This is a genomic window from Saccharopolyspora elongata (assembly GCF_004348985.1).
GTDB classification, from domain to species: Bacteria; Actinomycetota; Actinomycetes; order Mycobacteriales; family Pseudonocardiaceae; genus Saccharopolyspora; species Saccharopolyspora elongata.
In genome coordinates this window covers 30,538-56,727 of record NZ_SMKW01000017.1, presented here as the reverse complement: position 1 = coordinate 56,727, position 26,190 = coordinate 30,538, and the positions used below count along the sequence as shown (strand labels likewise).

Annotated in this window: 21 protein-coding genes and 1 riboswitch; of the genes, 7 read left to right on the top strand and 14 right to left on the bottom strand. The window is 70.7% G+C overall.

Annotation, left to right across the window (positions count from 1 at the left end; all coding sequences use genetic code 11):
* Window positions 1-140: 140 nt before the first annotated feature.
* Complete coding sequence (locus E1288_RS15295; protein WP_132485651.1) at window positions 141-1,652, top strand: AbgT family transporter; 1,512 nt, start codon at window positions 141-143, stop codon at window positions 1,650-1,652.
* A 32-nt stretch (window positions 1,653-1,684) separates the two neighbouring features.
* Window positions 1,685-2,836, top strand: coding sequence for a M20/M25/M40 family metallo-hydrolase (locus tag E1288_RS15290; protein ID WP_132485524.1), 1,152 nt, complete (start codon window positions 1,685-1,687; stop codon window positions 2,834-2,836).
* A 258-nt stretch (window positions 2,837-3,094) separates the two neighbouring features.
* Here the strand turns inward: E1288_RS15290 and dnaE are convergent, their stop codons facing one another.
* Window positions 3,095-6,679 (bottom strand): DNA polymerase III subunit alpha, encoded by a 3,585-nt coding sequence (dnaE, locus tag E1288_RS15285; protein WP_132485522.1) that lies wholly within the window; start codon window positions 6,677-6,679, stop codon window positions 3,095-3,097.
* A gap of 209 nt (window positions 6,680-6,888) precedes the next feature.
* Between dnaE and E1288_RS15280 the strand changes: the two genes are divergently transcribed.
* The 4 genes from E1288_RS15280 (at window position 6,889) to E1288_RS15265 (ending at window position 10,812) form a co-directional block, all read left to right on the top strand.
* On the top strand, window positions 6,889-7,842 hold the full coding sequence (locus tag E1288_RS15280; RefSeq protein WP_165968126.1) for an AsnC family protein: 954 nt from the start codon (window positions 6,889-6,891) through the stop codon (window positions 7,840-7,842).
* Window positions 7,843-7,990: 148 nt separating this feature from the next.
* Window positions 7,991-9,091, top strand: a complete 1,101-nt coding sequence (locus E1288_RS15275; RefSeq protein WP_132485520.1) for a Re/Si-specific NAD(P)(+) transhydrogenase subunit alpha — start codon at window positions 7,991-7,993, stop codon at window positions 9,089-9,091.
* 39 nt (window positions 9,092-9,130) lie between these two features.
* Window positions 9,131-9,436 (top strand): NAD(P) transhydrogenase subunit alpha, encoded by a 306-nt coding sequence (locus E1288_RS15270; protein WP_093261552.1) that lies wholly within the window; start codon window positions 9,131-9,133, stop codon window positions 9,434-9,436.
* A complete protein-coding gene (locus E1288_RS15265; protein ID WP_132485518.1) occupies window positions 9,433-10,812 on the top strand; it encodes an NAD(P)(+) transhydrogenase (Re/Si-specific) subunit beta in 1,380 nt (459 codons plus the stop codon). Before E1288_RS15270 ends, E1288_RS15265 begins: the two co-directional genes overlap by 4 nt.
* A 52-nt stretch (window positions 10,813-10,864) precedes the next feature.
* Here the strand turns inward: E1288_RS15265 and E1288_RS15260 are convergent, their stop codons facing one another.
* The 12 genes from E1288_RS15260 to ftsZ form a co-directional block, all read right to left on the bottom strand.
* Complete coding sequence (locus E1288_RS15260; protein ID WP_132485517.1) at window positions 10,865-11,164, bottom strand: hypothetical protein; 300 nt, start codon at window positions 11,162-11,164, stop codon at window positions 10,865-10,867.
* A 46-nt stretch (window positions 11,165-11,210) separates the two neighbouring features.
* The gene (locus tag E1288_RS15255) at window positions 11,211-12,095 is read right to left on the bottom strand and encodes an RluA family pseudouridine synthase (RefSeq protein WP_132485647.1); all 885 of its coding nucleotides are present in this window, start codon (window positions 12,093-12,095) and stop codon (window positions 11,211-11,213) included.
* A gap of 41 nt (window positions 12,096-12,136) precedes the next feature.
* Window positions 12,137-12,784, bottom strand: a complete 648-nt coding sequence (gene lspA / locus E1288_RS15250; protein WP_132485515.1) for a signal peptidase II — start codon at window positions 12,782-12,784, stop codon at window positions 12,137-12,139.
* A gap of 222 nt (window positions 12,785-13,006) precedes the next feature.
* The gene (locus tag E1288_RS15245; RefSeq protein ID WP_132485513.1) at window positions 13,007-14,344 is read right to left on the bottom strand and encodes an aminotransferase class V-fold PLP-dependent enzyme; all 1,338 of its coding nucleotides are present in this window, start codon (window positions 14,342-14,344) and stop codon (window positions 13,007-13,009) included.
* Window positions 14,345-14,384: 40 nt separating this feature from the next.
* Window positions 14,385-14,500, bottom strand: a riboswitch (SAM riboswitch).
* Between the two features lie 147 nt (window positions 14,501-14,647).
* A complete protein-coding gene (gene ileS, locus E1288_RS15240) occupies window positions 14,648-17,800 on the bottom strand; it encodes an isoleucine--tRNA ligase (protein ID WP_132485511.1) in 3,153 nt (1,050 codons plus the stop codon).
* 342 nt (window positions 17,801-18,142) lie between these two features.
* Window positions 18,143-18,565 (bottom strand): hypothetical protein, encoded by a 423-nt coding sequence (locus E1288_RS15235; RefSeq protein WP_132485509.1) that lies wholly within the window; start codon window positions 18,563-18,565, stop codon window positions 18,143-18,145.
* Window positions 18,566-18,654: 89 nt separating this feature from the next.
* The gene (wag31, locus tag E1288_RS15230) at window positions 18,655-19,488 is read right to left on the bottom strand and encodes a DivIVA-like cell division protein Wag31 (protein WP_132485507.1); all 834 of its coding nucleotides are present in this window, start codon (window positions 19,486-19,488) and stop codon (window positions 18,655-18,657) included.
* 47 nt (window positions 19,489-19,535) lie between these two features.
* The gene (locus tag E1288_RS15225; protein ID WP_093160639.1) at window positions 19,536-19,820 is read right to left on the bottom strand and encodes a YggT family protein; all 285 of its coding nucleotides are present in this window, start codon (window positions 19,818-19,820) and stop codon (window positions 19,536-19,538) included.
* 19 nt (window positions 19,821-19,839) lie between these two features.
* Window positions 19,840-20,472, bottom strand: a complete 633-nt coding sequence (locus E1288_RS15220; protein ID WP_132485505.1) for a cell division protein SepF — start codon at window positions 20,470-20,472, stop codon at window positions 19,840-19,842.
* A gap of 72 nt (window positions 20,473-20,544) precedes the next feature.
* A complete protein-coding gene (locus E1288_RS15215) occupies window positions 20,545-21,279 on the bottom strand; it encodes a YggS family pyridoxal phosphate-dependent enzyme (protein WP_132485503.1) in 735 nt (244 codons plus the stop codon).
* Window positions 21,276-21,980 (bottom strand): peptidoglycan editing factor PgeF, encoded by a 705-nt coding sequence (gene pgeF, locus E1288_RS15210; protein ID WP_235883570.1) that lies wholly within the window; start codon window positions 21,978-21,980, stop codon window positions 21,276-21,278. The genes E1288_RS15215 and pgeF overlap by 4 nt, the downstream gene beginning before the upstream one ends.
* A 194-nt stretch (window positions 21,981-22,174) precedes the next feature.
* Complete coding sequence (ftsZ, locus tag E1288_RS15205; protein ID WP_132485499.1) at window positions 22,175-23,605, bottom strand: cell division protein FtsZ; 1,431 nt, start codon at window positions 23,603-23,605, stop codon at window positions 22,175-22,177.
* Window positions 23,606-24,119: 514 nt separating this feature from the next.
* Here ftsZ and E1288_RS15200 point away from each other — a divergent pair.
* The gene (locus E1288_RS15200; protein ID WP_132485497.1) at window positions 24,120-25,037 is read left to right on the top strand and encodes an SDR family oxidoreductase; all 918 of its coding nucleotides are present in this window, start codon (window positions 24,120-24,122) and stop codon (window positions 25,035-25,037) included.
* A gap of 10 nt (window positions 25,038-25,047) precedes the next feature.
* Here E1288_RS15200 and E1288_RS15195 read toward each other — a convergent pair whose 3' ends face one another.
* Window positions 25,048-26,019: a helix-turn-helix transcriptional regulator gene (locus tag E1288_RS15195; protein ID WP_132485495.1), complete on the bottom strand. Its 972-nt coding sequence runs from the start codon at window positions 26,017-26,019 to the stop codon at window positions 25,048-25,050.
* Window positions 26,020-26,190: the final 171 nt, after the last annotated feature.

The window sequence follows — 26,190 nt, the reverse complement described above, 5'->3', positions numbered from 1 at the left end:
CACCATCCCGATCGCCGCTATTGACAGTTCACGTCATGTCCGATTTGAATGTCGCCCTATCGGAGCAACGACGTGATCGACCGCACCGGGTTAGGAGCTGCAAGGTGACCACCACCGGGGACGCGCGGAGCACGCGCTCGATGTCCTTGCTGCTGCGCTTCCTGCAAGGCGTCGAACGTCTGGGGAACAAGCTGCCGCACCCGTTCTGGCTGTTCACCATGATGGCCGGCCTCGTCATCGCGCTCAGCGCGGTGCTCAGCGCCATCGGCGTCTCCGCAGTGTCCCCCGTGGACGGCAAGACGATCCAGGTGAAGAGCCTGCTGTCGGCCGAAGGCGTGCAGGCGATCATCGGCGACGCGGTCGACAACTTCGCGGCCTTCCCGCCGCTGGCGCTGATCATCGTGGTGATGCTGGGCGTTTCCGTTGCCGAGCACAGCGGCCTGCTCAGCGCGATGCTGCGCGGCAGCGTCACCCGCGTCCCGGCCAAGTACCTGACCTTCGTCGTGGCGCTGGTCGGGATCAGCGGCAGCGTGGCCTCCGACGCCGCGTACGTGGTGCTGATCCCGCTGGGCGCGATGGTGTTCAAGGCCGTCGGCCGGAGCCCGGTCCTCGGCCTGGTGGTGGCGTTCGGTTCGATCTCGGCCGGCTACAACGCCTCGCTGCTGCTGACCCCCACCGACGCGATCCTGGCCGGGCTGACCACCACCGCCGCCCACCTCATCGACCCGAACTACACTGTCACGCCGCTGGCCAACTACTACTTCTCGATCGGCTCGGCGATCTTCCTCGCGTTCGTGATCACCCTGATCACCGAGCTCGTGCTCACCAAGCGCACCGCCGGGATGGCCACCGACAGCGACGGCGGCCCGGACCAGCAGCTCGGCGAGATGCGGCTGACCGCCGCCGAGCGCCGGGGCCTGCGCAACGCCGGGCTGACCCTGCTGGCCCTCGTCGCCGTGCTGGTGGCGGTGCTGGTGCCCAGCGGCTCGCCGTTCCGCGGCGAGGACGGCGACGTCCTCGGCTCGCCGATCATCACCGGCGTCGCCTACGTCCTGGGCTTCGCCTTCCTGATCACCGGCGCGGTCTACGGCCGCAGCACCGGATCGATCGGCCGCGCCGCGGAGATCCCCGGCGCGATGGCCAAGGGCGTGGTCGACCTGGCGCCCGTGGTGGTGCTGTTCTTCGCCGCCTCCCAGTTCCTGGCCTACTTCAAGTGGACGCACATCGGCGAGATCATCGCCATCCACGGCGCGGCGATGCTGCAGGCCGCGAACGTGCACCCGCTCGTGCTGTTCCTCGGCGTGATCGCGCTCGTCACCTGCATCAACCTGGTGATCACCAGCGGCTCGGCGCAGTGGGCGCTGGTCGGCCCGATCCTGGTGCCGATGTTCATGCTGCTCAGCGTGTCGCCGGAGACGACGCAGGCGGTGTTCCGGATCGCGGACTCGGCGACGAACCTGATCAGCCCGATGAGCCCGTACTTCGCGATGGCGCTCGGCCTCCTGCAGCGGTACCGCAAGGAGGCCGGGATCGGCACGCTCATGTCGCTGACCATCCCGATCTCCTTCGCGGTGCTGGTCAGCTGGACCCTGTTCTTCATCGCGTGGTGGGCGCTCGGCGTGCCACTGGGCCCGGGTGCCCCGGTGCGATGAACACGCAAGCACGAGCAGAGAGGTGACGACGAGTGAGCAGTGCGACGGCATTGACCGGTGCGGCCGAGCGCGACCTTCCCGAGGTGATCGCCGACCTTCGTCGGCTGGTCGAGCACGAGACCCCCAGCAACGACAAGGCCGCGCTGGACGCCGGGCTCGCCGACATCGCGGACTGGCTCGCCGAGCGGCTGGGCGAGCCGACCGCGCGAGCCCGGCACGACTGCGGCGACCGCGGTGACGTCCTCGACATCACCTTCCCGGGCACCGCGGCCGGAACCGCCCTGCTGCTGTGCCACTACGACACGGTGTGGCCGATCGGGACCCTGGCGGACTGGCCGTTCACCGTCGAGGGCGACCGGATCACCGCGCCGGGTTGCCTGGACATGAAGCTCGGCATCGTCCACGGCGTGTGGGCGCTGCGCCTGCTGCGCGAGCTGGAGATCCCGCACCCGGCGGTGCGGTTCCTGCTCACCGGAGACGAGGAGATCGGCAGCATCGCGTCCCGCCCGTACATCGAGCGGGCCTGCGCCGAGGCCACCGCGACCCTGGTGCTGGAGCCCAGCCGGGAGGGCATGGCCAAGGTCCGCCGCAAGGGCCTGGGCATGTTCGACCTGACGGTCTCCGGCGTCGAAGCGCACGCCGGGCTCGATCCGACGGCCGGCGCGAGCGCGATCCACGCCATCACCGAGCTCGTCCCGCAGATCACCGCCCTGGCGGCGCCGGAGCGCGGCACCACCATCAACATCGGCCTGATCACCGGCGGCACCGGCCGCAACGTGGTGGCCGGCCGGGCGACCTGCGAGATCGACATCCGCATCCAGGACCCGGCCGAGACGGCCCGGATCGACGCGGGTTTCGCCGCGCTGGCGGTCACCGACGACCGGATCAAGTTCGACATCACCGGCGACTGGAACCGGCCGCCGATGAACCCGAACCCGCCGTCGGAGCGGCTGTTCGACGCCGCCCGCGCCGCCGCGCAGGACATCGGCCGGGACCTGGAGGGCACCGCAGTGGGCGGGGTGAGCGACGCGAACTTCGTGTCGGCGCTGGGAAAGCCGGTCCTCGACGGGCTCGGCGCGGTCGGCGCCGGGCCGCACTCCCGCGACGAGCACGTGCTCCCGGGCGAGTCGCCCGGCCAGATCGCCATGCTCGCGGGCCTGATCAGCCGCCTCCGCAACAGCTGAGCACCGGCCCCGTGCGTTGTGAGGTGCGGTAGGGCGGGTTGTTGTCTTCAGCCGCTTAGCCCGCCCACGCAACTCGCGCCGCCGCGGGTTCTCAGACTGTGCCCGCCCGAAGGGGCTCTCGGCGAGGCCAGTCCCCGACGTGGTGAATTGGCATTCATGATGTCGGGGATCCCACAACGAGAAGACGACCGTAATTCCCGCAGGGGGGCCGCCACCCGCACCGCCACGCAAAACGAGCCTGGAATCAGGTTCTACGCATCAGTACGCCTCGAAGCAGCCCGCGCCGAGCAGGCCCTTCAGCTCGCCCTGCAGACCGTTCTCGGTGGACACGAAGTAGTCGCTGGACAACGCCAGGCGGGTCGTGCCGCGCGGGCTCTGCAGCTTCAGCTGCACCGGCGTGGTGCCCGAGTGCGCCTGCAGCGTCCGCTTCAGCTCCGCCACCAGCGACTGGTCGACCCGCCCCACCGGCACCTTGATCACGAACGCCGGGTCGGTGCCCGGGTCGGTCTCCGCCGCCGAGATGTCCACCGGCACCGCATCCGAGGCGAACACGCTGATCGTGCCCTCCCGCTCGTTGATGCGGCCCTTGACCGCCAGCGCGGTGTCCTCCACCAGGCAGTCGGAGAACATCTCGTAGGACTTCGGGAAGAACAGCACCTCCACGCTGGCGTCCAGGTCCTCCAGCGTGACGATCGCCCACGGGTGCCCGTTCTTGTTGATGCGGCGTTGGATGCCCGAGATCATGCCGGCGATCTTGAGCTGCTCCTTGCCGCCGCCGAACTCCCGCTCGCCGCCGACCAGGTCGGCGATCCCGGTGTCCTGGTAGGGCGCGAGCAGCCGCTCCGCCCCGTCCAGCGGGTGCGCCGAGACGTACAGGCCCAGCATCTCCCGCTCGTAGGACAGCAGCTGCTTGCGCGGCCACTCCTCCGGGGTGAACACCAGGTGCGCCAGCGGCGAGGCGTCCGCGCTGTCCTCCGAGGAGTCCGCGCCGAACAGGTCGAACTGGCCCATCGCCTGCTGCCGCTTCAGCCCGATCACCGCGTCCACCGCGGCCTCGTGGTGCTGCACCAACGACATCCGGCTGTGCCCCAGCGAGTCGAACGCGCCCGCCTTGATCAGCGACTCGATGACCCGCTTGTTGCAGGCCAGGATCTCCGACTTGTCCAGGAAGTCGGTGAACGACGTGTAGCGGCCCTTCTCCTCGCGGGACTTGACGATCGACGCCACCACGTTGGACCCGACGTTGCGGATCGCGCTCATCCCGAAGCGGATGTCGGAGCCGACCGCGGCAAAGGTGTCCTTCGAGTCGTTGACGTCCGGCGACAGGACCTTGACGCCCATCCGGCGGCATTCGGCGAGGTAGATCGCCATCTTGTCCTTGTTGTCGCCGTTGGAGGTCAGCAGCCCGGCCATGTACTCGGCCGGGTAGTTGGCCTTCAGGTACGCCGTCCAGTACGCCACCAGGGCGTAACCGGCCGCGTGCGACTTGTTGAACGCGTAGCCGGCGAAGGGCAGCACCGTCTCCCAGAGCTTGGTGATGGCCTCGTCGCGGTAGCCGTTCGCCTGCATGCCGGCCTGGAAACCCTCGAATTCCTGGTCCAGGACCGACTTCTTCTTCTTGCCCATCGCGCGGCGCAGGATGTCCGCTCGGCCGAGGCTGTAGCCCGCCACCTTCTGCGCGATCGCCATGATCTGCTCTTGGTAGACGATCAGGCCGTAGGTCTCGTCGAGGATGTCGCGCAGGTCCTCTTCGAGATCGGGGTGGATCGGCTCGATCTCCTTGCGGCCGTTCTTGCGGTCCGCGTAGTCGAGGTGCGCGTTGACGTCCATCGGGCCCGGCCGGTACAGCGCGTTGGCCGCCACCAGGTCGCCGAACTCGGTCGGCTGCAGGCGTTTGAGCAGCTCCCGCATGCCGCCACCTTCGAACTGGAACACTCCCAGGCTTTCCCCGCGGGCGAGCATCTCGTAGGTGGTCTTGTCGTCCAGCCCCAGGTTGGACAGGTCGATGTCGCGGTCGTGGTTCTCCTTCACCATCCGCAGCGAGTCACCGAGGATCGTGAGGTTCGACAGGCCCAGGAAGTCCATCTTCAGCAGGCCGATGGCCTCGCACGACGGGTAGTCCCAGCCGGTGATGATCGAGCCGTCGTCGCGCGCCCACAGCGGCACCGTGCCCAGCAGCGGCTGCGAGGAGAGGATCACCGCGCAGGCGTGCACGCCGGCGTTGCGGATCAGGCCCTCCAGGCCGCGCGCGGTGTCGAAGATCTGCGACACCGCCGGATCGGTCTCGATCAGGCTGCGGACCTCGGCGGCCTCGGCGTAGCGCTCGTGCTGCGGGTCGACGATGCCCGACAGCGGGATGTCCTTGGCCGCGATCGGCGGCGGCAGCGCCTTGGAGATCTTGTCCGCGATGGCGAACCCGGGCTGGCCGTGGTGCACCCGCGCGGAGTCCTTGATCGCCGCCTTCGTCTTGATCTTGCCGAAGGTGATGACCTGCGCCACCTTGTCGCGGCCGTACTTGTTGATCGCGTACTGCAGCACCTCGTCGCGACGGCGGTCGTCGAAGTCGAGGTCGATGTCCGGCGGGGAGTCGCGCTCCGGGTTCAGGAACCGCTCGAAGATCAGCCCGTGCTCCAGCGGGTCCAGGTTCGTGATGTGCAGGATGTAGGCCAGCAGCGAACCGGCCGCCGAGCCACGGCCCGGCCCGACGTGGATGCCCTGCGACTTGGCCCACCGCGTGAGGTCGCCCACGACCAGGAAGTATGCGCAGTAGCCCTTGGTGTCGAGCACGTCCAGCTCGACCTTGATCCGGTCCAGGCACTCCTGCGTCGGCCCGTCCGGGTAACGCGTCGGCAGGTACTGCTCGACCTCGGCCTCCAGCAGCTCGCGCTCGCTCCGGCCGGTGCCGTCGGTGACGCGCGGCATCCGGTCCTGGAAGGACCAGACGTCCTCGTAGGACTCGACCATCTCCGCGATCAGCAGCGTGCTGTCCGCCGCGCCCGGGACCTCCTTGTCCCAGTACTCCCGCATCTCGGCCGCGGACTTCAGGTAGTAGCCGTCGCCGTCGAACTTGAACCGCGACTCATCACTGAGCGTCTTGCCCGACTGCACGCACAGCAACGCGCCGTGCGACTCGGCCTGGTCGACCGTGACGTAGTGGCTGTCGTTGGTCGCCAGCGGCGGGATGCCCAGCTTCTTGGAGATCTCCAGCAGACCCTGGCGCACCGACCGCTCGATCGGCAGCCCGTGGTCCATCAGCTCCAGGAAGAAGTAGTCCTTGCCGAAGATCTCCTGGTACTCCGCCGCCGCCCGCAGCGCCTCGTCGAACTGCCGCAGCCGCAGCCGGGTCTGCACCTCGCCGGACGGGCAACCCGTCGTGGCGATGATGCCCTCGGAGAACTCCGAGATCAGCTCCTTGTCCATCCGCGGCTTGCGGTACATGCCCTCGAAGCTCGCGCGGCTGGACAGCGTGAACAGGTTGCGCAAGCCGGTCGCGTTGCGCGCCACCATCGTCATGTGCGTGTAGGCACCCGCACCCGAGACGTCACCGCCCTCACCGAACTCGTCGGTGCCGCGCTGCTTGGCCTCGCCCCAGAACACCGGCTTCTTGTGGAACCGGCTGCCGGGCGCGAGGTACGCCTCGATCCCGATGATCGGCTTGATGCCGGTCTTGCGCGCCTGCTGGTAGAACTCGTCCGCGCCGAACATGTTGCCGTGGTCGGTCATCCCCACCGCAGGCATGCCCAACCGTTCGGCTTCGGCGAACAACGCCCCCACCTTCGCCGCACCGTCGAGCATCGAGTACTCGGTGTGCACATGGAGGTGAACGAAGGGGTCGACAGGCACGGGAAAGTCCTCCTTCGGCGGGCTTCGGGGAGAGGTGTCAGCCTAACTCCCGGCCCCGACTCGGCCGGAGATTCCCCCGGCGTTGCGCGGTGTTTCCACGCGGGCGGGGTGTGAGCCGCCCCGCTGCCCGGCCGCCCGGTCGCGAAGTCCGGATCAAAAGCACATGCCGTTTACGCTTGGGTCGGGGCGAGCGGGTAGCGTGGCACGACGTGGCTGGCCCTGATCCCGTGGACGTGCGTCTGCTGAGCGTCGTCGCCGAGATGGGCCGTGCGGCGGTTCCCGAGATCGCCGGTCGGCTCGGCATGGACGTGCGCGACGTCGCCGCACGCCTTGCTGCCCTCTCCACGACCGGCCTGCCGCTGATCGTCGGCGTCGAGTGCGACCCCCAGGCCATCCGCAACGCGGTCGCGGCCGCCCAGCACTGGGCCGCGCAGCAGAACATGGCCAGCGGGCCGTACCAGGTGCAGGGGCAGGCCAGCGGCGGCCACCAGGTGCAGCCGTCCGGCTCCTACCCGCAGCCCACCGGCGGCTACCCGATGCCCACCGGCGGCTACCCGGCGCCGTACGGCGGCCCGAGCGGACCGCAGCCGTTCGTCCCGGCCGGCCCGCCGGCGACGTCCTTCCAGCAGCAGCCCGCGCCGCCGAACCCGATGAACGTGTGGGGGCCGCCGGGATCGGCCGCCTGGGCCCGCGGCGACCAGCAGTGGCCGAGCGCCCAGCCCGCGCCGCAGCAGCCGGTGCGCACCGGCAAGGTCGGCAGCAAGCTCGACGTCGAGGGCCTGGAGGGCGAGCGGATCACGATCCTGCTCGTGGAGGTCGTCGACCCGGCCGACTTCCTGTTCACCGCGGCGGGCTACGAGCTGCAGGACGGCGAGCGCGCGGTCGTCGTGCACACCGAGCTGACCAACCGCGGGGCGACGCCGTTCGCCTCGCTGCCCGACCTGTACCTGGAGCTGATCACCGAGGACGGCGGGGCGGTGCCGAAGGCGCCGGTGTCGCTGTCCTCCCGCCCACCGCACCGCATCGGCGTGCAGCCGGGCGAAACCGCGGGCGGCCACACGGTGTACGTGCTGCCGGAGAACACGGAGCTCACCAAGGTCCGCTGGACGCCCCGCCCCGGCGACGAACAGCGCACCCTCCTGTGGGACATCACCGACCTCTGAGCGCCTTGCCGCATTCCCGGTCGGCGGGGCCGCAACTCCGGTGAAATGCCAGAACTCCCCACTTCCAGTACGTCTGTCCTGGTGATCTCCCGGGGCCGAACGGGCGGGTGGTCTTGCGGTTTGCGCCGCGGTGTGGAGAGCTGGAGTCATGACCTCTCCGGAGAGCGGTCGCACCAGCGTCGGTGTGCCGCGCGAGACGGTGACCGGTGAACGCCGGGTCGCGCTCGTCCCGGGCGTGGTGGAGCGGTTGTGCGCGCAGGGCCTCGCCGTCGTGGTCGAGGCCGGTGCCGGGCAGGCCGCGCTGATCCCGGACGAGGCGTTCGCCAAGGCAGGCGCGAGCATCGGCGATCCGTGGTCCGCCGACGTCGTGGTCAAGGTCAACGCACCGACCGAGGCGGAGATCGCCCGGCTGTCGCCCGGGTCGGCGCTGGTCGGGTTCCTGGCGCCGCTGGCCGATCCGGGCATCGCCGACCGGCTGCGGGCCGCCGGGGTGCGGGGCTTCGCGCTGGAGTCGGTGCCGCGCATCTCCCGGGCCCAGTCGATGGACGCGCTGTCCTCGCAGGCCAACGTCGCGGGCTACCGGGCGGTGCTGCTGGCGGCGAGCGAATGCACCCGGTTCTTCCCGATGCTGACCACCGCGGCGGGCACCGTGAAGCCCGCGTCGGTGCTGGTGCTCGGCGTCGGGGTGGCCGGTCTGCAGGCGCTGGCGACCGCGAAGCGGCTCGGCGCCCGCACCACCGGCTACGACGTGCGACCGGAGGTCGCCGACCAGGTGCGCTCGGTGGGCGCCAAGTGGCTGGACCTGGGTGTTTCGGCGGTCGGCGAGGGCGGCTACGCCCGGGAGCTGACCGACGACGAGCGCGCCGAGCAGACCCACCGGCTCAACTCGGCCATCGCCGGTTTCGACGCGGTGATCACCACCGCCCTGGTGCCGGGCCGGCCGGCCCCGAAGCTGGTCCCGGCGGAGGCGGTGCGCCGGATGCGGCCGGGCAGCGTGATCGTCGACCTGGCGGGCGCGACGGGCGGCAACTGCGAGCTCAGCGAGCCGGGGCGAACCGTGGTCGGCCACGAGATCACCATCGCGGCGCCGCTGAACCTCCCGGCGACCATGCCGGAGCACGCCAGCGAGCTCTACGCCCGCAACGTCCAGGCGCTCCTGGAGCTGATGCTCGTCGACGGCCGCCTCGCGCCCGACCTCACCGACGAGGTCCTCGCCGCCGCCTGCATCACCTGTCCGGACCCGGCATGAGCGTCAACGAGCTTCCTTAGGCGAACGGGAGGAGGGGCGATGTTCCTGGCCGATCTCGCGGTCCTGGTACTGGCGGGGTTCGTCGGCTTCGCGGTGATCTCGAAGGTGCCGAACACGCTGCACACCCCGCTGATGTCCGGCACCAACGCCATCCACGGCATCGTGCTGCTCGGCGGCGTGCTCGTGCTGGGGTCCGGGGTGGAGGACCTCGGTTCGCAGCTGCTGGCGCTGGTGGCCATCGTGTTCGGCACCATCAACGTCGTCGGCGGATTCCTGGTCACCGACCGGATGCTGGGCATGTTCAAGCGGAAGCCGGAGGCGACGCGGAAGGGTGCCGACAAGTGATCACCCTGCGCTCGGTGCTCTACATCCTGGCGTTCGCGCTGTTCATCTACGGCCTGATGGGGCTGACCGGCCCGCGCACCGCGGTCCGCGGCAACGCGATCGCGGCGGCGGGCATGGCGGTCGCCGTCGTCGCCACGCTGCTCACCCCGGGCCTGGGCAACTGGTGGCTGATCGTGCTGGGACTGGTGCTCGGCACGGTCATCGGCGTGCCCGCCGCGCGGCTGGTGAAGATGACCGCGATGCCGCAGATGGTCGCGCTGTTCAACGGCGTCGGCGGCGGCGCGGTGGCGCTCACCGCGTGGGTGGAGTTCCGGGAGACCACCGGGTTCCAGGGCGAGCCGGCGAACGTGGCGATCGCGACGCTGTTCGCGGCGATCGTCGGCTCGATCTCGTTCTGGGGCTCGCTTGTCGCCTTCGGCAAGCTGCAGGAGATCGTGCCGGGCCGCCCGATCACCGTCGGCCGGCTGCAGATGCCGCTGAACGTGCTGCTGCTGGCCGGGGCGGTCGGCTGCGCCGTGGCGATCGGCCTCGGCGGCACCGCCGAACTGCTGATCGTGGCCGTGCTGGTGCTGGCCGGGCTGGCCGGGATCGCGGTGGTGCTACCGATCGGCGGGGCAGACATGCCGGTGGTGGTGTCGCTGCTCAACGCGTTCACCGGGCTGTCGGCGGCCGCGGCCGGGCTGGCGCTGGGCAACACCGCGATGATCGTGGCGGGCATGCTGGTCGGCGCGTCCGGCTCGATCCTCACCGACCAGATGGCCAAGGCGATGAACCGGTCGATCCCGTCCATCGTGGCCGGCGGTTTCGGCGGCGGCGCGGCCGCGGCCCTGGCGACCACCGACGCCACGGTGCGCTCCGTCAGCGCGGCCGACGTGGCGATCCAGCTGGCCTACGCCGGGCAGGTGATAGTCGTGCCCGGTTACGGCATGGCGGTCGCGCAGGCCCAGCACGCGGTGCAGGACATGGCGAAGTTGTTGGCGGAAAAGGGAGTTGCCGTCGACTACGCGATCCACCCGGTGGCGGGCCGGATGCCCGGCCACATGAACGTGCTGCTCGCCGAGGCCGACGTACCCTACGAGCAGCTCAAGGAGATGGACGAGATCAACGACGAGTTCGCCCGCGCCGACGTCGCGCTGGTGATCGGCGCCAACGACGTCACCAACCCGGCGGCCCGCACCGACCCGAACTCGCCGATCTACGGCATGCCGATCCTCAACGTCGACCAGGCGAAGGCGACCGTCGTCCTGAAGCGCTCGATGCGGGCGGGCTTCGCGGGCGTGGACAACCCGCTCTACACCGACCCGAAGACGACGATGCTCTTCGGCGACGCCAAGGCCTCGGTGCGAGAAGTGATCGAAGAGCTCAAGGCGCTGTGAGGCCGTGCGTACTTTGTGTCGCTACAGCAGCACGAAGTACGCACGGCTTTTCTCACGACTCCTTGCCTCGGCGGAAGACGTTCAGCGGGTTGTTGCGCTTGGGGCGCTCCGGCTTGTTGCGGCTGCGGTACTCCAGCGTCGGCCAGTCCCCCGCTTCGCCCCCCGCCTGGTTCGGTTCCGGCGCACCGAGCACCGACGGCGCCGCCTTCCCCACGTCCTCCGCGCTGATCACGTCGCCGAGGCTGGTGAAACCGGCCGGCGGCGTGTCCGCGTCGGCTCCGGCGTCGAACACCGGCATGCCGCTGGGCGGCGTCGGTGCATCCGACCCATCGAACGACCTCGACTGTGCCATCAAGCCCCCTTGCTCGTTCACAGGCTTGTCCGCCACCGTACCCGGCTCAGCCGTCCTGACCGCGGAGCTCGTCCAGCGCATGCTGCAGGTCGGCGGGGTAATCGCTTTCGAACGTGACCCAGCCGCCAGACGGGTGCTCGAAGGAGAGGCTGCGCGCGTGCAGCCACTGCCTGGTAATAGCGAGTCGCCGGGCCAGCACGGGGTCCGCGCCGTAGGTCAGGTCGCCGACGCAGGGGTGCTTGATCGCCGAGAAGTGCACCCGGATCTGATGCGTGCGCCCGGTTTCCAGCTTCACGTCCACCAGCGACGCCGCGCGGAACGCCTCCACCGTCTCGTAGTGGGTGACGCTGGGCTTGCCGCCGGTGACGACCGCGAACTTGTAGTCGTGGCGCGGGTGCCGGTCGATCGGCGCGTCGATGGTGCCGCGGCTCGGGTCCGGATGCCCCTGCACCACGGCGTGGTACCGCTTGTCCACGGTGCGTTCCTTGAACGCGCGCTTGAGCACCGAGTACGCGTGCTCGCTCTTGGAAACGACCATCACACCCGTGGTGCCCGCGTCGAGGCGGTGCACGACGCCCTGCCGCTCGGAGGCCCCGGAGGTCGCGATGCGCACGCCCGCGGCGGCGAGCCCGCCGACCACGGTCGGCCCCTCCCAGCCCGGGCTCGGGTGCACGGCGACGCCGATCGGCTTGTCGACCACGACGATGTCGTCGTCCTGGTGCAGGATCCTGAGCCCGTCCACCGGCACCGCGACGACCTGCAGCGGCTGCTGCGCCGGCGGCAGCGTCACCTCCAGCCAGGCCCCGGCGACCAGCCGGTCCGACTTGCCCGCCGGGTTGCCGTCGACCAGCACGTCACCGGACTCGGCCAGCGAGGCGACGGCGCTGCGGGACAGGCCGAGCAGCTTCGACAGGCCCGCGTCGACCCGCATGCCGTCCAGCCCGTCGGGAACCGGCAGCGTTCGAAGATCGCTCACGACTGCGCTGCCTTCTTCTTGCGGTGCACCGTGCCGTCGTAGTCGCGGCCCAGCAGCGACATCAGCACGACCAGGATGCCGCCGCAGACGATGCAGGAGTCGGCGACGTTGAACACCGGCCACACCGCGCCGCCCGGCGCGAACACCGACAGGAAGTCCACCACGTGCCCCTGCAGCGGTCCGGGGGCGCGGAAGAACCGGTCGACCAGGTTGCCGCAGGCGCCGCCGAGCACCAGGCCGAGCCCCACCGCCCAGCCCGGCGAACGCAGCTTCGGCGCCAGCCAGATGATCACGCCGACGACCGCGGTGGCGAGCAGCGCGAGCAGCCAGGTCATGCCGGTGGCCAGCGAGAACGCGGCACCGGGGTTGCGCAGCACGTCGAGGTAGAGCAGGCCGCCGAACAACTCGACCGGCTGCTTGCCCTCCAGGTTGGCGACCACGGCGACCTTGGTGAGGATGTCGATGGCCAGGGCCACCACTGCGACCCCGCCCAGCAACCCGAGCAGCTTCCCGGAGGCGCGCTTGGGCGGCTCCGCCGCCTCGGCTTGCGTCTCGGGTGCCTGTTCCGCGGCGGTCGGCTCGGTGCCCGCCTGCTCTGCTGAGGACTCCCTCGGGGAGGACTGCTCGGTGCTCACGCCAGCCATTGTCCCTGAACCTGGACGGGCGCATCACGGCAGTACCGAATCGCTGAACCCCGACGCGGGGAACCGCCCAATTTTAGGCAAAATCGGAATCCCCAATCGGTGCGCCCCGCCACGAAGATTCCCAATTTTAGGCAAAATCGGGAGACCCGGCCCAGCACGGGAAGCTCCCGATTTTAGGCAAAATCGGGACGCATGGAAGTCCGGTTCCGCGGTGCGGAGCAGTCAGCCGAGGAAGTCCGGCAGCGGGCGCGGGTCGTTGACCGGCGCCCAGCGGCCGTCGACCTGCTCGTAGCGCCAGACCGGATCCACTGCCACCAGCCGCCGCAGCGCGTTTACCAGGCGGTCGATGTGCTCCGCCGTCGTGCCCAGCCCGACGCTGACGCGCACCGCGCGGTCGGCGTCCGAGCCCGCCCGCGAGAGCAGCCGCCGCGTGGCCACGTGCGCGCAGAACAGGCCGTCGCGGACGCCGATGCCGTGCTCCGCGGAAAGCGCCGCGGCCAGCAGGCCGGGGTCCTGCCCGTCGATGGTGAAGCTCACCACGCCGACCCGGTCGTGATCGGCGTCGAACAACCGCAGCTCGCGCAGCCCCGGCACGCCGCGCAGCCCGGCCCGCAGCCGGCGCAGCAGCGTCTCCTCGTGCTCGACGACGTCCGCCCAGTTGGCCGCGAGGGTCTCGCAGGCCTTGGCCAGCGCATGCACGCCGACGGTGTTCGGCGAACCGGCCTCGTGCCGCTCCGGCCCGGTCGTCCAGCTGACCGACCGCTCCTGCACCAGCCGGGTCGCGCCACCGCCCGCCAGGTACGGCTCGGCGGCGTTGAGCCAGTCCGCGCGGCCGATCAGCGCGCCCGCGCCGAACGGCGCGTAGAGCTTGTGCCCGGAGATCGCGACGTAGTCGACGTCGACCTCACCGATCCGCACTGGCCGGTGCGGCGCGAGCTGCGCGGCGTCCAGCACGGTGCGCGCCCCGCGCCGCCGCGCTGCCTTCGCCAGCTCGGCGACCGGCCACACCTCGCCGGTGACGTTGGACGCGCCCGTGATCACCGCCAGCCGCGGCCCCTCCGGGCATTCGGCCAGCGCAGCGTCGAGCGCGGCGACCGCGTCCGCCGGGGTCTCCGGCGCGGGCAGGCGGCGCACCCGCGGGCCGGACCAGGGCAGCAGCGCGGCGTGGTGCTCGGTGTCGAAGACGACGACGGAGGTGCCGCGCGGCAGCGCCCGCCCCAGCAGGTTCAGGGCGTCGGTGGTGTTGCGCGTGAAGATCACCGAGTCGGTGCGCCGGGCACCGACGAAGGTCCGGAGCTTGTCCCGGGCGCCCTCGTAGACCCGGGTGCACACCTGGGAGGCGAACCCGGCGCCGCGGTGCACGCTCGCGTACCAGGGCAGCAGCTCGTTCACCGCCGACTGCACCGGCTCCAGACAAGGCGCGCTCGCCCCGTGATCGAGGTTCGCGTATCCGATGTGCTCGCCGGTGACCAGCGGGACACGCAGCGAGCGGCCGACGACAGCGGGGATCCGGTAGTCCACATCGGACTGCTTCGGGATGTCGATGACGGCAGAAGACATGACGGCCTCCTCGGGGGCCTCATCGGACCCGCCCAGGAGGGGTCCGCGCTTGCCGGATCGCCCTGCACGACCGGCCAGGTCCTCACCCGGGGCACCCCACCGCGGTTGGAGGGTTGCCGGCCAGCAAGCCGGGGCTTGACGCTGGCACTCATGACCTTCGACTACGGACCTTAGAAAACCGCCGCGGCACCCGACAACAGCAATCCCGGATCGTGGGAGCGGCCTTGGTCACACCGACCCCGGAAGCGCGAAGGGCGCTTCCTGCCGGGAAATCCGGCGGGAAGCGCCCTTGACCTCGCGGGGTCAGGCCTTGGTGACGCCGATCTTGATATCGGTGCCGTCACCGACGGCACCGATGAAGCCGTCCGCCACGTCGCCGGACTCGACCGCGTTCGCCAGCGTTTCGGCGGCGATGAACTCGCGGTGCTCGGCGACGGCCGACAGGACCTCGGCCGGGGCCGAGATCGCCACCGCGATCCGGTCGGAGACCTGGAAGTCCGCCTCCTTGCGGGCCTGCTGGACGACGCGGACCACGTCGCGGGCCAGGCCCTCGGCCGCCAGCTCCGGGGTCACGTCGGTGTCCAGCACCACCAGGCCCTTGCCGCCGGGCAGCGCCGAGGCCGCGCCGGGGTCGGTGGAGACCAGCCGCTCGTCGAACTCGTTCTCCTGCAGCTCGATGCCGGCCGCGACCACGGTGCCGCCGGTGCGCTGCCACTCGCCCGACTTCACCGCCTTGATCACCTTCTGCACGTCGCGGCCCAGCCGCGGGCCGGCAGCCCGCGCGTTCACCGCGATCTCGAAGTGACCGTGCGCGGCGACGTCGGTGCTCAGCTCCAGGTCCTTGACGTTGACCTCGTCGCGGATCAGGTCCGCGAAGGGCCGCAGCGCCTCCGCGTCCGGGGTCGCGACCACGAGCTTGGCCAGCGGCAACCGCACCCGGAGGTTGTTGGACTTGCGCAGCCTCGACACCGACGAGCACACCTGGCGCACCTCGTCCATCGCGGTCACCAGCGCGGCGTCCGCGGGCAGCTCGTCGACCAGCGGCCAGTCCGCCAGGTGCACCGAGCGGCCGCCGGTCAGCCCGCGCCAGACCGCCTCCGCGGTCAGCGGCAGCATCGGCGCCACCACCCGGCAGGTCACCTCCAGCACGGTGTGCAGCGTGTTGATCGCGTCCCGGTCACCCGCCCAGAAGCGGTCGCGGGAACGGCGCACGTACCAGTTGGTCAGCACCTCCAGGAAGTCCCGCACGTCCGAGCAGGCGCCCGCGAGGTCGAACGAGTCCATTGCGGACTGCACGTCGCCGACCAGCTCGTGCGTCTTGGCCAGGATGTACCGGTCCAGCACGTGCTTGCTGTCCACCTTGGACTCACCGGAGACGCCCTCGGCGTTGGCGTACAGCGCCAGGAAGTACCAGGAGTTCCACAGCGGCAGCACCGCCTGGCGCACCGCGTCCCGGATGCCGCGCTCGGTGACCACCAGGTCGCCGCCGCGCAGGATCGGGCTGGCCATCAGGAACCAGCGCATCGCGTCGGAGCCGTCGCGGTCGAAGACCTCGTTGACGTCGGGGTAGTTGCGCTTGGACTTCGACATCTTCTGGCCGTCGTCGCCGAGCACGATGCCGTGCGCCAGCACGTTGGTGAACGCCGGCCGGTCGAACAGCGCCGTCGCCAGCACGTGCAGCAGGTAGAACCAGCCGCGGGTCTGGCCGTTGTACTCGACGATGAAGTCGCCCGGGTAGTGGTGCTCGAACCACTCCGAGTTCTCGAACGGGTAGTGCACCTGGGCGAACGGCATCGAGCCGGACTCGAACCAGCAGTCCAGCACCTCCGGCACCCGGCGCATCGTCGACTTCCCGGTCGGGTCGTCCGGGTTCGGCCGGGTCAGGTCGTCGATCTCCGGGCGGTGCAGGTTCGCCGGCCGCACCCCGAAGTCGCGCTCCAGCTCGTCCAGCGAGCCGTAGACGTCGGTGCGCGGGTAGGCCGGGTCGTCGGAGACCCACACCGGGATCGGCGAACCCCAGTACCGGTTCCGGGAGATGTTCCAGTCGCGGGCGTTCTCCAGCCACTTGCCGAACTGGCCGTCCCGGATGTGCCCCGGCACCCAGTTGATCTGCCGGTTCAGCTCGACCATCCGGTCCTTGAACTGGCTGACCGCCACGAACCAGGACGACACCGCCCGCTGGATCAGCGCGTTGTCGCAGCGCCAGCAGTGCGGGTACGGGTGGTCGTAGGTCTCGTGCCGCAGCAGCAGACCCTTTTCCTTGAGGTCGCGGATGATCTGCTTGTTGGCCTCGAAGACCTGCAGACCCTCGTACGGCGGGACCTCGCCGGTGAACTTGCCGTGCGCGTCGACCGGGACCACCGGCTCGATGTTCGCGGCGTCGGTGACGACCTTGTCCTCTTCACCGAAGGCCGGAGCGATGTGCACCAGCCCGGTGCCGTCCTCGGTCGTGACGTAGTCGGCCGCCAGCACCTGGTGCGCGTTCTCCCGGCCGACGAAGAAGTCGAACGGCGGCGCGTACTTCGTGCCCAGCAGCTCGGTGCCCTTGAACCGCGCCACGACGTGCTCGGCGACGTCCTCGCCCAGCTCCCGCGTGTACGCGCCGAGCCGCGCCTCGGCCAGCACGTACCGCTCGGTGCCGCCGCCCGGCGCGACGACCACGTAGTCGACCTCGGGGTGCACCGCGGCGGCCAGGTTCGACGGCAGCGTCCACGGCGTCGTCGTCCACGCCAGCGCCAGCGCGCCGTCGAAGGGCTTGCCGGGCGCGTCGAGCCGCAGGCCCACGGTCACCGCCGGGTCCTGCCGCTGGCGGTAGGTGTCGTCCATCCGGGTCTCGGTGTTGGACAGCGGCGTCTCGCACCGCCAGCAGTACCAGAGCACCCGGAAGCCCTCGTAGACCAGACCCTTGTCCCACAGGGTCTTGAAGGCCCACATGACGCTTTCCATGTAGTCCAGGTCGAGCGTCTTGTAGTCGTTGTCGAAGTCCACCCACCGTGCCTGCCGGGTGACGTAGTCCTCCCACTCGGCGGTGTAGCGCAGCACCGAGGCCTGGCACGCGTCGTTGAACGCGGCGACGCCCATCTGCTCGATCTCGGACTTCGACGAGATGCCGAGCTGCTTCTCCGCCTCCACCTCGGCGGGCAGCCCGTGGCAGTCCCAGCCGAACCGGCGCTCCACCCGGCGGCCGCGCATGGTCTGGTAGCGCGGCACCACGTCCTTGACGTAGCCGGTCAGCAGGTGCCCGTAGTGCGGCAGCCCGTTGGCGAACGGCGGCCCGTCGTAGAAGACGAACTCGTTGGCGCCGTTGGCGCCGGCCTCGCGGTCCTGCACCGAGGCCCGGAAGGTCTTGTCGTCGGCCCAGAAATCCAGCACCTGGCGCTCGATCTCGGGGAACACGGGCTGGGCCGCCACGCCGCGCTCACCGGCGTCGCCGAACTGAACCTTGGGATAAGCCATCGCGGTTGTGCTCCTCGCGGTGTGTCGTTTCCGCCGCACGGTCACCGAAACTTCGGTGCCCACGCGGGGACGACACCTCGTGCGCATGCCCGCACGAGATCCGCGGTACCACCCCGCTTGCCGCCGGACGACGCCGACGACCACTCGTTGCCAGCTGTGACGGGCTGGACCCGTCCGGTTCTACTGAGGCGCCCAGGCCGGGCACCCGTTCTTCCGGAGGCTCCCCGGTGATGGCCGGATCATTGCCTGGTCAGTCCAGGGTACCGGGCGCCCGCCACCGGTTTTCACCGGTGCGCGGTTTCACCCGAAACCGCATCCAGGGGCCCGGAGCCCGGAACCGCACTACACGCGGCGGACCTCGGCGGCCAGCGTCGCGTTCGGCGCGCAGCGGGCGCACGGCGTGAAGCCGAGCTCCCGGGCTTCGCGCAGCGGCAGTGCGATCGTCTTCCGATCGCCGAGCCACTCGCAGGTGCGCACGTGGTAGCGCGGCCGCTCGTCGAGCACCAGCACCTCGGCGCCCGGATCCGCCGCTTCCGCGGCGTTGCTGCGCTCCTCGCCCGGCTCCTTGCCGTCGACCGGCGCGGGCTCCGCCGGCGGCCGCTCGCGCGGCCCGGTCCGGCGCCGCCGCCGATCGGCGACCAGCAGCGCCACGCCGACGACGCTGATCAGCACCGACAGCCACGCCAGATCCGGTTCGCCCGCGGCGACCGCCCCGGCCAGAACACCGCCGGCCACCAGGACCAGCAGCAGCACGACCAACAGCACGCGACCTCACGTCCCTCGCCGAACGCCCCCGATGCACGTCAGCGGCGACGGGCGGTTCAGCCCGTCGCCGCCGATGCGGACGAACTCGCTCAGCCGGCTTCGGCTGCGCGCGCCCCGAAGCTGTAGCTGGCCTGCTGACCGGACGACCGGCTGCCGCTGCTGTCCGCGGGCGCGGCCGAGCCCCGGTCTTGCAGTTCGCGCAGCTGCGACTCCAGGTAGGTCTGCAGTCGAGTGCGGTACTCGCGCTCGAACGTGCGCAGGGTCTCGATCTTCTTCTCGAGGGCGTTCTTCTCCGACGTGATGTTGCCCATCACCTCGGCGTGCTTGCGCTGCGCGTCGCGCTCCAGGCTCGCCGCCTTGTCGCGGGCTTGCCGCTCCAGCGTCTCGGCCCGCGTGCGGGCGTCGTTGAGCATCGTCTCGGCACGGGTCCGGGACTCGTTGACCATGCTGTCGGACTTCGAGCGCGCTTCGGACAGCAGCTGCTCGGACTTCGTCCGCGCCTCGGACAACATGCCGTCGGCCTCGGCCTTGGCCTCACCGGTCAGCCGGTCGGCCATCTCCTGTGCGAGGCCCAGCACCTTGGCGGCCTGCACGTGGTGGTCACCGCCCGGGGACGTCTGCTCGGCGGCGGTCGGCGCCGGGACCGGGGTAAGCCGGCGCGGTTCCTCCGGTGGGGCGGCCGGGGTCGAGGGAACCGACGCGGCCTGGCTGCGCGCGTCGTCCAACTCGACCTGCGCGGTCTGCAGCTGGGACTCCAGCTGCTCCACCTGGCTGCGCAGGTCGTTGTTCTCCTCCACCAGCCGGGCAAGCTCGGCTTCAACCAGGTCGAGGAATGCATCCACCTCGTCCTCGTTGTAGCCCCGCTTACCGATCGGAGGTTTGCTAAACGCGACGTTATGCACGTCGGCGGGGGTCAGGCCCACAAGATCACCTCACGCACTCCTCGGCTGCGGGTAGCCCGGGTTCCCCGTCACCCGGGCTGCACCAGTCGCATCAGTATGAACACGACCAGCAGCAGCACCATAATCGATAGGTCCAGTCCGACGCCGCCGATCCGGACCGTCGGAATCACCCGACGCACCAACTTTACGGGTGGGTCGGTCACTGTGTAGATGCTCTCCAACGCGATTGCAACCCCTCCGACGGGCCGCCAATCGCGAGCGAACACTCGAACGAGTTCGATCACGATACGGGCCGTGAGCAGCAGCCAGAAGAAGAACAGAACGTAAAACAGGACGATCTGCACCGGGTTCACGCTTCAACTGTGCCACCACTCACCCGTAGTTGAAAAAGGCACCCTCGGCCAGCCGCCGCTTGTCCTCCGCCGCGACGTCCACATTCGGCGGTGAGAGCAAGAACACGCGGTTGGTGACCTTCTCGATCGAGCCCCGCAACGCGAACGCCAGACCTGCGGCGAAGTCGACCAGGCGCTTGGCGTCTGCCTCCTCCATCTCGGTCAGGTTCATGATCACCGGCGTGCCGTCGCGGTACTGCTCGCCGATCGTGCGGGCCTCGCTGTAGCTGCGCGGGTGCAGCGTTGTGATCTTGCTCAAGTTGAACTGGGTGCCCGTGTCGGTGACCGCCCGCAGCCGGGAGACGGACTCCCGTGGCGGGTCGACCGGTGTCACGCTGCGCACCGGCGCTTCCGGTGCCCACTGCCGCCGGGGTCGCGCCGCGGGCTCGCGGTACTCCTCGACGAAGCCGTCCGCTTCCGCCTCGGCCTCTGCCTGGTAGCCGCCGCGGGTGCCGACCCGGCGACGCGCGCCGACCCGTTCCGACGGGCCGTCGTAGGCATCGCGATCGGCGTCGGAGTACCGATCGCGATAGCCGGGCTCGTCGTCGTAGTCGTCCACCTCGTCGGCCGGGACCATGCCGAAGTAGGCCTTCAACTTGTGCAAAGCGCTCATCGGCATGCCCTTCCTCTGCGACTCCTTAGCACCGAGCACGAGGCGGCCGGCCCTCGACCCCCCTGTTCACGGCTATGGCGAGGTTAACCGCCGCCCACCGAGCAGCGCGGTTCCGACACGCACCCGGGTCGAGCCGTGGGCAACGGCACTTTCCAGGTCGCCGGACATCCCCGCCGACACTTCGCCAGCTTCGGGGTGATCACGGCGCAAGCGCTCGGAGATCTTGGAAAGTGTGGCAAAAGCCACAGCGGGTTCGCCACCCAACGGGGCGACGGCCATCACGCCGCGCAGCCTAAGTCCACTCGTACGCGTGATCATATCGGCCAGCGCCGGCACGTCCTCCGGACGGCAGCCGCCGCGCCCGGTCGCCTCGTCCAGACCCACCTGCACGAGGACGTCCAGCGGACGCTCCCGCTCCCCCGCGTCCAGGGCGTTCGCGGCGGCCCGGCCCAGCGCCTCGACGAGCCGCTCGCTGTCCACCGACTCGACCACGTCGGCCCAGCGGACCACGGCCCGGGCCTTGTTCCGCTGCAGCTGCCCGACCATGTGCCAGTGCGCCTCCGCCGCCGGCCGCAGCGCGGCGAACTCGGCGACCTTCCCGCGTGCCTCCTGCTCCCGGTTCTCGGCGAACTCGGTCAGCCCGAGATCGGCCAGCAGCGCCACGTCCGATGCTGGGAAGGTCTTCGTCACCGCGAGCAGCCCGACCTCGTCGGGCTCGCGCCCCGCCGCTCGGCAGGCGCGGTCGACCCGGTCGCGGACCTCCCGCAGCGACTCCGCCAGCTCGGCCCGCCGCAACTCCTCGCTCACTCGGTCTCCTCCGGCTCGGCCCAGATCACCGCGGCGAACCGGCCGGTGCGGCCGTTGTCGCGGCGATGGCTGTAGAGCTCCGGGGATTCCATGGTGCAGCGCGGATCGACGCCGATCTTGGCGATCCCGGCCGCGGCCAGCTGCTCCCAGAGCCCCGCGCGAAGGTCGAGCCCGGCGGTGCCCTTGCGGGTCTTGCACGCGCTCCCCGGCAGGTGCTTCTCGACGTCGGCCTGCATCTCGGCGGGCACCTCGTAGCACTCGCCGCAGGCCGCCGGGCCGAGCAGCGCCTCGATCCGGTCCAGTCGCGCGCCCGCCTCCTGCATCGCCTTCAGCGCCGCGACGAGCACTCCCACGCGCGCGCCGACCCGGCCGGCGTGCACCGCCGAGACCACGCCGGTCTCCGGGTCGCCGAGCAGCACCGGCACGCAGTCCGCGGTGAGGGCGATCAGCGCCAGCTTCGGCTCGGCGGTCACCAGCGCATCGGTCGCCTCCACCGGCGCCGGCTGCGGCCCGTCGACGATGGTCGCGGTGCGCCCGTGGATCTGCTCCATCCACACCAGACGCTCTTCGGGCAGACCGATGCCGTCGGCCAGCTTGCGCTGGTTCGCCGCCAGGGCCGCGGGGTCGTCACCGACCCGGCCGCCCAGGTTGAAGGAGTCGAAGGGCGGCCGGGAACTCCCGCCCTCCCGCGTGGTGATCACGCGCCGAATCCGCACTGCTGCTCAGCCTCCCGAACACAAGTCGACACCGGAAACGCGGTGTTTCCGGTGTCGATTCTCGCTCATGCGCCGTTGCCTGAGAGGTACGACCTGGTTAGCCGCGCAGTTGCCGCAGGCAAGCAGCGAAGCCGCTTCCAACTACGTACGCAAAATGACCACCGCACCCTCCTTGCGCTTCAGCGACGCATGAAGGGCGGTATGTCGACGTCGTCGTCGGTGTCGTCGGTAACCGGGACGCCGCGGTTGGACAGCGCACCGGGGCGGCCCGTGGCGGAGGTACCGCTGTGCGTCGGGTAGCCGCCGGTGGGGCGGGTGGGCACCGAGACGTTCTGCTGCCCGGTCGAGAAGCCGTCGCTGCCGAACAGCCCGGACCGCTGGCCGAGGTTCGGCCGCTGCTGCGGTTCCGGCGCGGGCTCCGGCTGCGCCGGAACCGGCTGGGCCGCCGGCTGTTCCGCCTGCGGGGCGGGCTGCGGCGGGGTGGGCGGCACGGGCTGCGGCGCCGGGGTCGACTGCTGCTGCGGCGTCGGCGGCGCTGGCTGCTGCGGCGGCGCTGGCTCGCTCGCCACCGGCTGCGGCGCGGGCTTCTCCGGGACCGGAGCGGGCTCGGGCTCCTCGGTGCGCGCGCCGACCTTCGTCGGTTCGAGCTTCTTGTGGGTGGGCGTGCCGGAGTCGAACCCGGCCGCGATCACGGTCACCCGCACCTCGTCGCCGAGCGAGTCGTCGATGACCGTACCGAAGATGATGTTGGCCTCGGGGTGCGCGGATTCCTGCACCAGCGACGCCGACTCGTTGATCTCGAACAGCCCAAGGTCGGAACCGCCCGCTATCGCCAGCAGCACTCCGTGCGCGCCCTCCATGGACGCCTCGAGCAGCGGCGAGTTGATCGCCTTCTGCGCGGCCTGCACCGCCCGGCCCTCGCCGCGCGCCGAGCCGATGCCCATCAGCGCGCTGCCCGCGCCGGACATGACGCTCTTGACGTCGGCGAAGTCGAGGTTGATCAGACCCGGGGTGGTGATCAGGTCGGTGATGCCCTGGACACCGGAGAGCAGCACCTCGTCCGCGGACCGGAAGGCGTCCATCAGGCTCACCCCGATGTCGCCGAGCTGCAGCAGCCGGTCGTTCGGGATGACGATGAGCGTGTCGCAGCAGTCGCGCAGCTCCTTGATGCCCTGTTCGGCCTGGGCCGCGCGGCGCTTGCCCTCGAAGGAGAACGGCCGGGTGACCACGCCGATGGTCAGCGCGCCGAGCTTGCGCGCGATCGACGCCACGACGGGCGCGCCGCCGGTGCCGGTGCCGCCGCCCTCGCCGGCGGTCACGAACACCATGTCGGCGCCCTTGAGGACCTCTTCGATCTCTTCCTTGTGGTCTTCGGCGGCCTTGTGGCCGACCTCCGGAGCCGCGCCGGCTCCGAGGCCGCGGGTCAGCTCGCGGCCGATGTCGAGCTTCACGTCGGCATCCGACATCAGCAGGGCCTGCGCGTCGGTGTTCACCGCGATGAACTCGACACCTTTGAGCCCGACCTCGATCATGCGGTTCACGGCGTTGACGCCGCCGCCGCCGATGCCGACGACCTTGATCACCGCGAGATAGTTGTGCGGGGGCGTCATCGGATCCGCCTTCCTGATCGTGGCTCTGTGCTCTCTGCGTCGACCGCCGGGGCGGCCGCGGTACCGGTCGTCGCCGACGCGGGTTCCCCCGGTCGCTGTCGGTGCGGGTTGCGAGCTTCGGCCGTTCCCGTGCCCGGTCCGGACGGTAGGCAAGCAACCGCCCCCGCGTCCAGCAGCCACGCCGGGAGTTTCAGCAGGTGTGTTGTGCCGCGCACCTCGTCGCTTCCGTCCCGACCGCTTTCACCGCCGCCCGGCGGGTCCGTCCGCCGCAGCGAGCCCAGTCTTGTTCCTCCCCTTGGTGGTGATCGCGTCGCGGACGTGATCACCACCAATACCGTACCCCGAGTACCGCTCACCCGGTCGAGGCAGGCAGAAGAGCAGGTGCGTGAACTCCTTTCGCGTGGCGGAGCTGCGACGAGCGATCCGGAATCCGGCGGGGAATCCTGACCGCAGGTGTCCGGATTCGCTGGCAGGTTCGCTTCCGAACCGTTCGGGAAGAGGAGGAATCGCAGACATGAGTGGACAACTGCACGGCAAGGTCGCGCTGGTGGCCGGGGCGACCCGCGGTGCGGGCCGCGGCATCGCGGTGGAGCTGGGGGCGGCCGGGGCGACGGTCTACGGGACCGGGCGCAGCACCCGGGCGCAGCGCTCGGACTACGACCGGCCGGAGACCATTGAGGACACTGCCGAGCTGGTGACCCGGGTCGGCGGAAACGGCATCGCGGTCCAGGTCGACCACACCGACCCGGACCAGGTCCGCGAGCTGGTCCGGCGGATCGAGGCGGAACAGGGCAGGCTGGACATCCTGATCAACGACCTCGGCGGCGAGAACCTGATGCATTGGCACAAGCCGATCTGGGAGCAGGACCTGGCGAAGGGCCTGCAGCGGCTGCGGGTCGGCATCGAGGCGCACATGATCACCAGCCACTTCGCGCTGGCGCTGCTGAGCAAGCGCCCGGGCGGGCTGGTCGTGGAGCTCACCGACGGCACCGCGGAGGTCCACGAGCAGTACTACCGCAGCGAGGGCGGCGCGTTCTTCGACATCGTCAAGGTCGCCGCGCACCGCCTCGCCCGGGCCCAGGGCGAGGAACTGGAGAAGCACGGCGGCACGGCGGTTTCGCTGACCCCGGGCTGGCTGCGGTCCGAGATGATGCTCGAACTCTTCGGCGTGACCGAGGAGAACTGGCGGGAGTCCACGACGGCGCCGGAGGGTTTCGGCATCTCCGAGTCGCCGCAGTTCGTCGGCCGCGCGGTGGTCGCGCTGGCAACGGACCCGGAGGTGGCCCGCTGGAACAAGGAGTCGCTGTCCAGCGGCCATCTCGCGAAGGCCTACGGCTTCACGGACGCGGACGGCTCCCAGCCGGACGCCTGGCGCTACATCCTCGAGGTCGAATGGCCCGGCAACCCAGGCAGCCCGGCCGACTACCGCTGACCGCCGGGCGTCAGCCGAGGTCGTAGAGGGCGGCGAAGCGGGTGGCCGCTTCGGTCAGGCGGGTGCGGAGGTCCGGCGGGGTCAGGACCTCCGCCTCCGGGCCCAGCGCGAGGATCTGGTCGTAGGCCACTTCCAGGGATTCCACCGGGAACGTGGTGGTCACCCAGCCTTGCGCGTCGGGTTCGCCCGCGGCCGCTTCCGCTTCGCGGGCCGCGGCGCCGTCGGTCGTCGCGTGCAGTTTCCGCAGGCCAGCAGGGCTGATCCGGATCTCGACGCGTTCGGTCAGCAGGGAGCGGGAGAACTCGTCGGACTTCTCCTCCCAGAAGGCCGGGAGGTCGAAGGTCTCGTCGCGGGCGAACTCGTCGTCGACGACCTCCACCTCGCGGAAGCGGTCGACGCGGTAGGTCAGGAACCGCCGGCCGCTGCGGGCCGCCAGGTACCAGACGCCCGCCTTGAGCACGAGCCCGTACGGCTCCAGCTCGCGCCGCACCTCCTCGTCGCCGCGCCGGTAGCGGGCGACGACCTTGCGGTCGCGCCACACCGCCCGGCTCAGTTCCGGCAGCACCGCCGGGGTTTCGGCCTCGCGGAACCAGCGGGGCGCGTCGAGGTGGAACCGCTGCCCCACCCGTTGCGGCGCATCGCGGAACGGCGGCGCCAGCGCGGCCGACGCCTTCAGCCTCGCGGCGGCGACGGCTTCGCCGAGGCCCATGTCGCTCGCCGGGCCCGGCACGCCGGCGAGGAACAGCGCCTCCGCTTCGGCCTGGTGGAGCCCGTTGAGCTTCGCCCGGTAGCCGCCGAGCAACCGGTATCCGCCGGCCCGCCCGCGCTCGGCGTACACCGGCACCCCGGCCGCCGCCAGCGCGAGCACGTCGCGGGCCACCGTCCGCTCGGAGACCTCCAGCTCGCGGGCGAGCTCCGGCCCGGTCATGACCTCCCGCACCTGCAACAAGCACAGCAACGAAACCAACCGCGACGCACGCACTCCGGGCAAACTACGCCACCGCACCGACAGCCCGCCGGGCGCGATCCGCGCGACTCCCGATTGATCCGCTTTGCCCCATCTGCCAGGGTTCAGGACGTGTCAGTTCCCGCGTCCCAGGCGGCGATTTCGCGCGAAATCGCCGCCCGCCAGGCGTGCTGGTTGGCGGTTTCG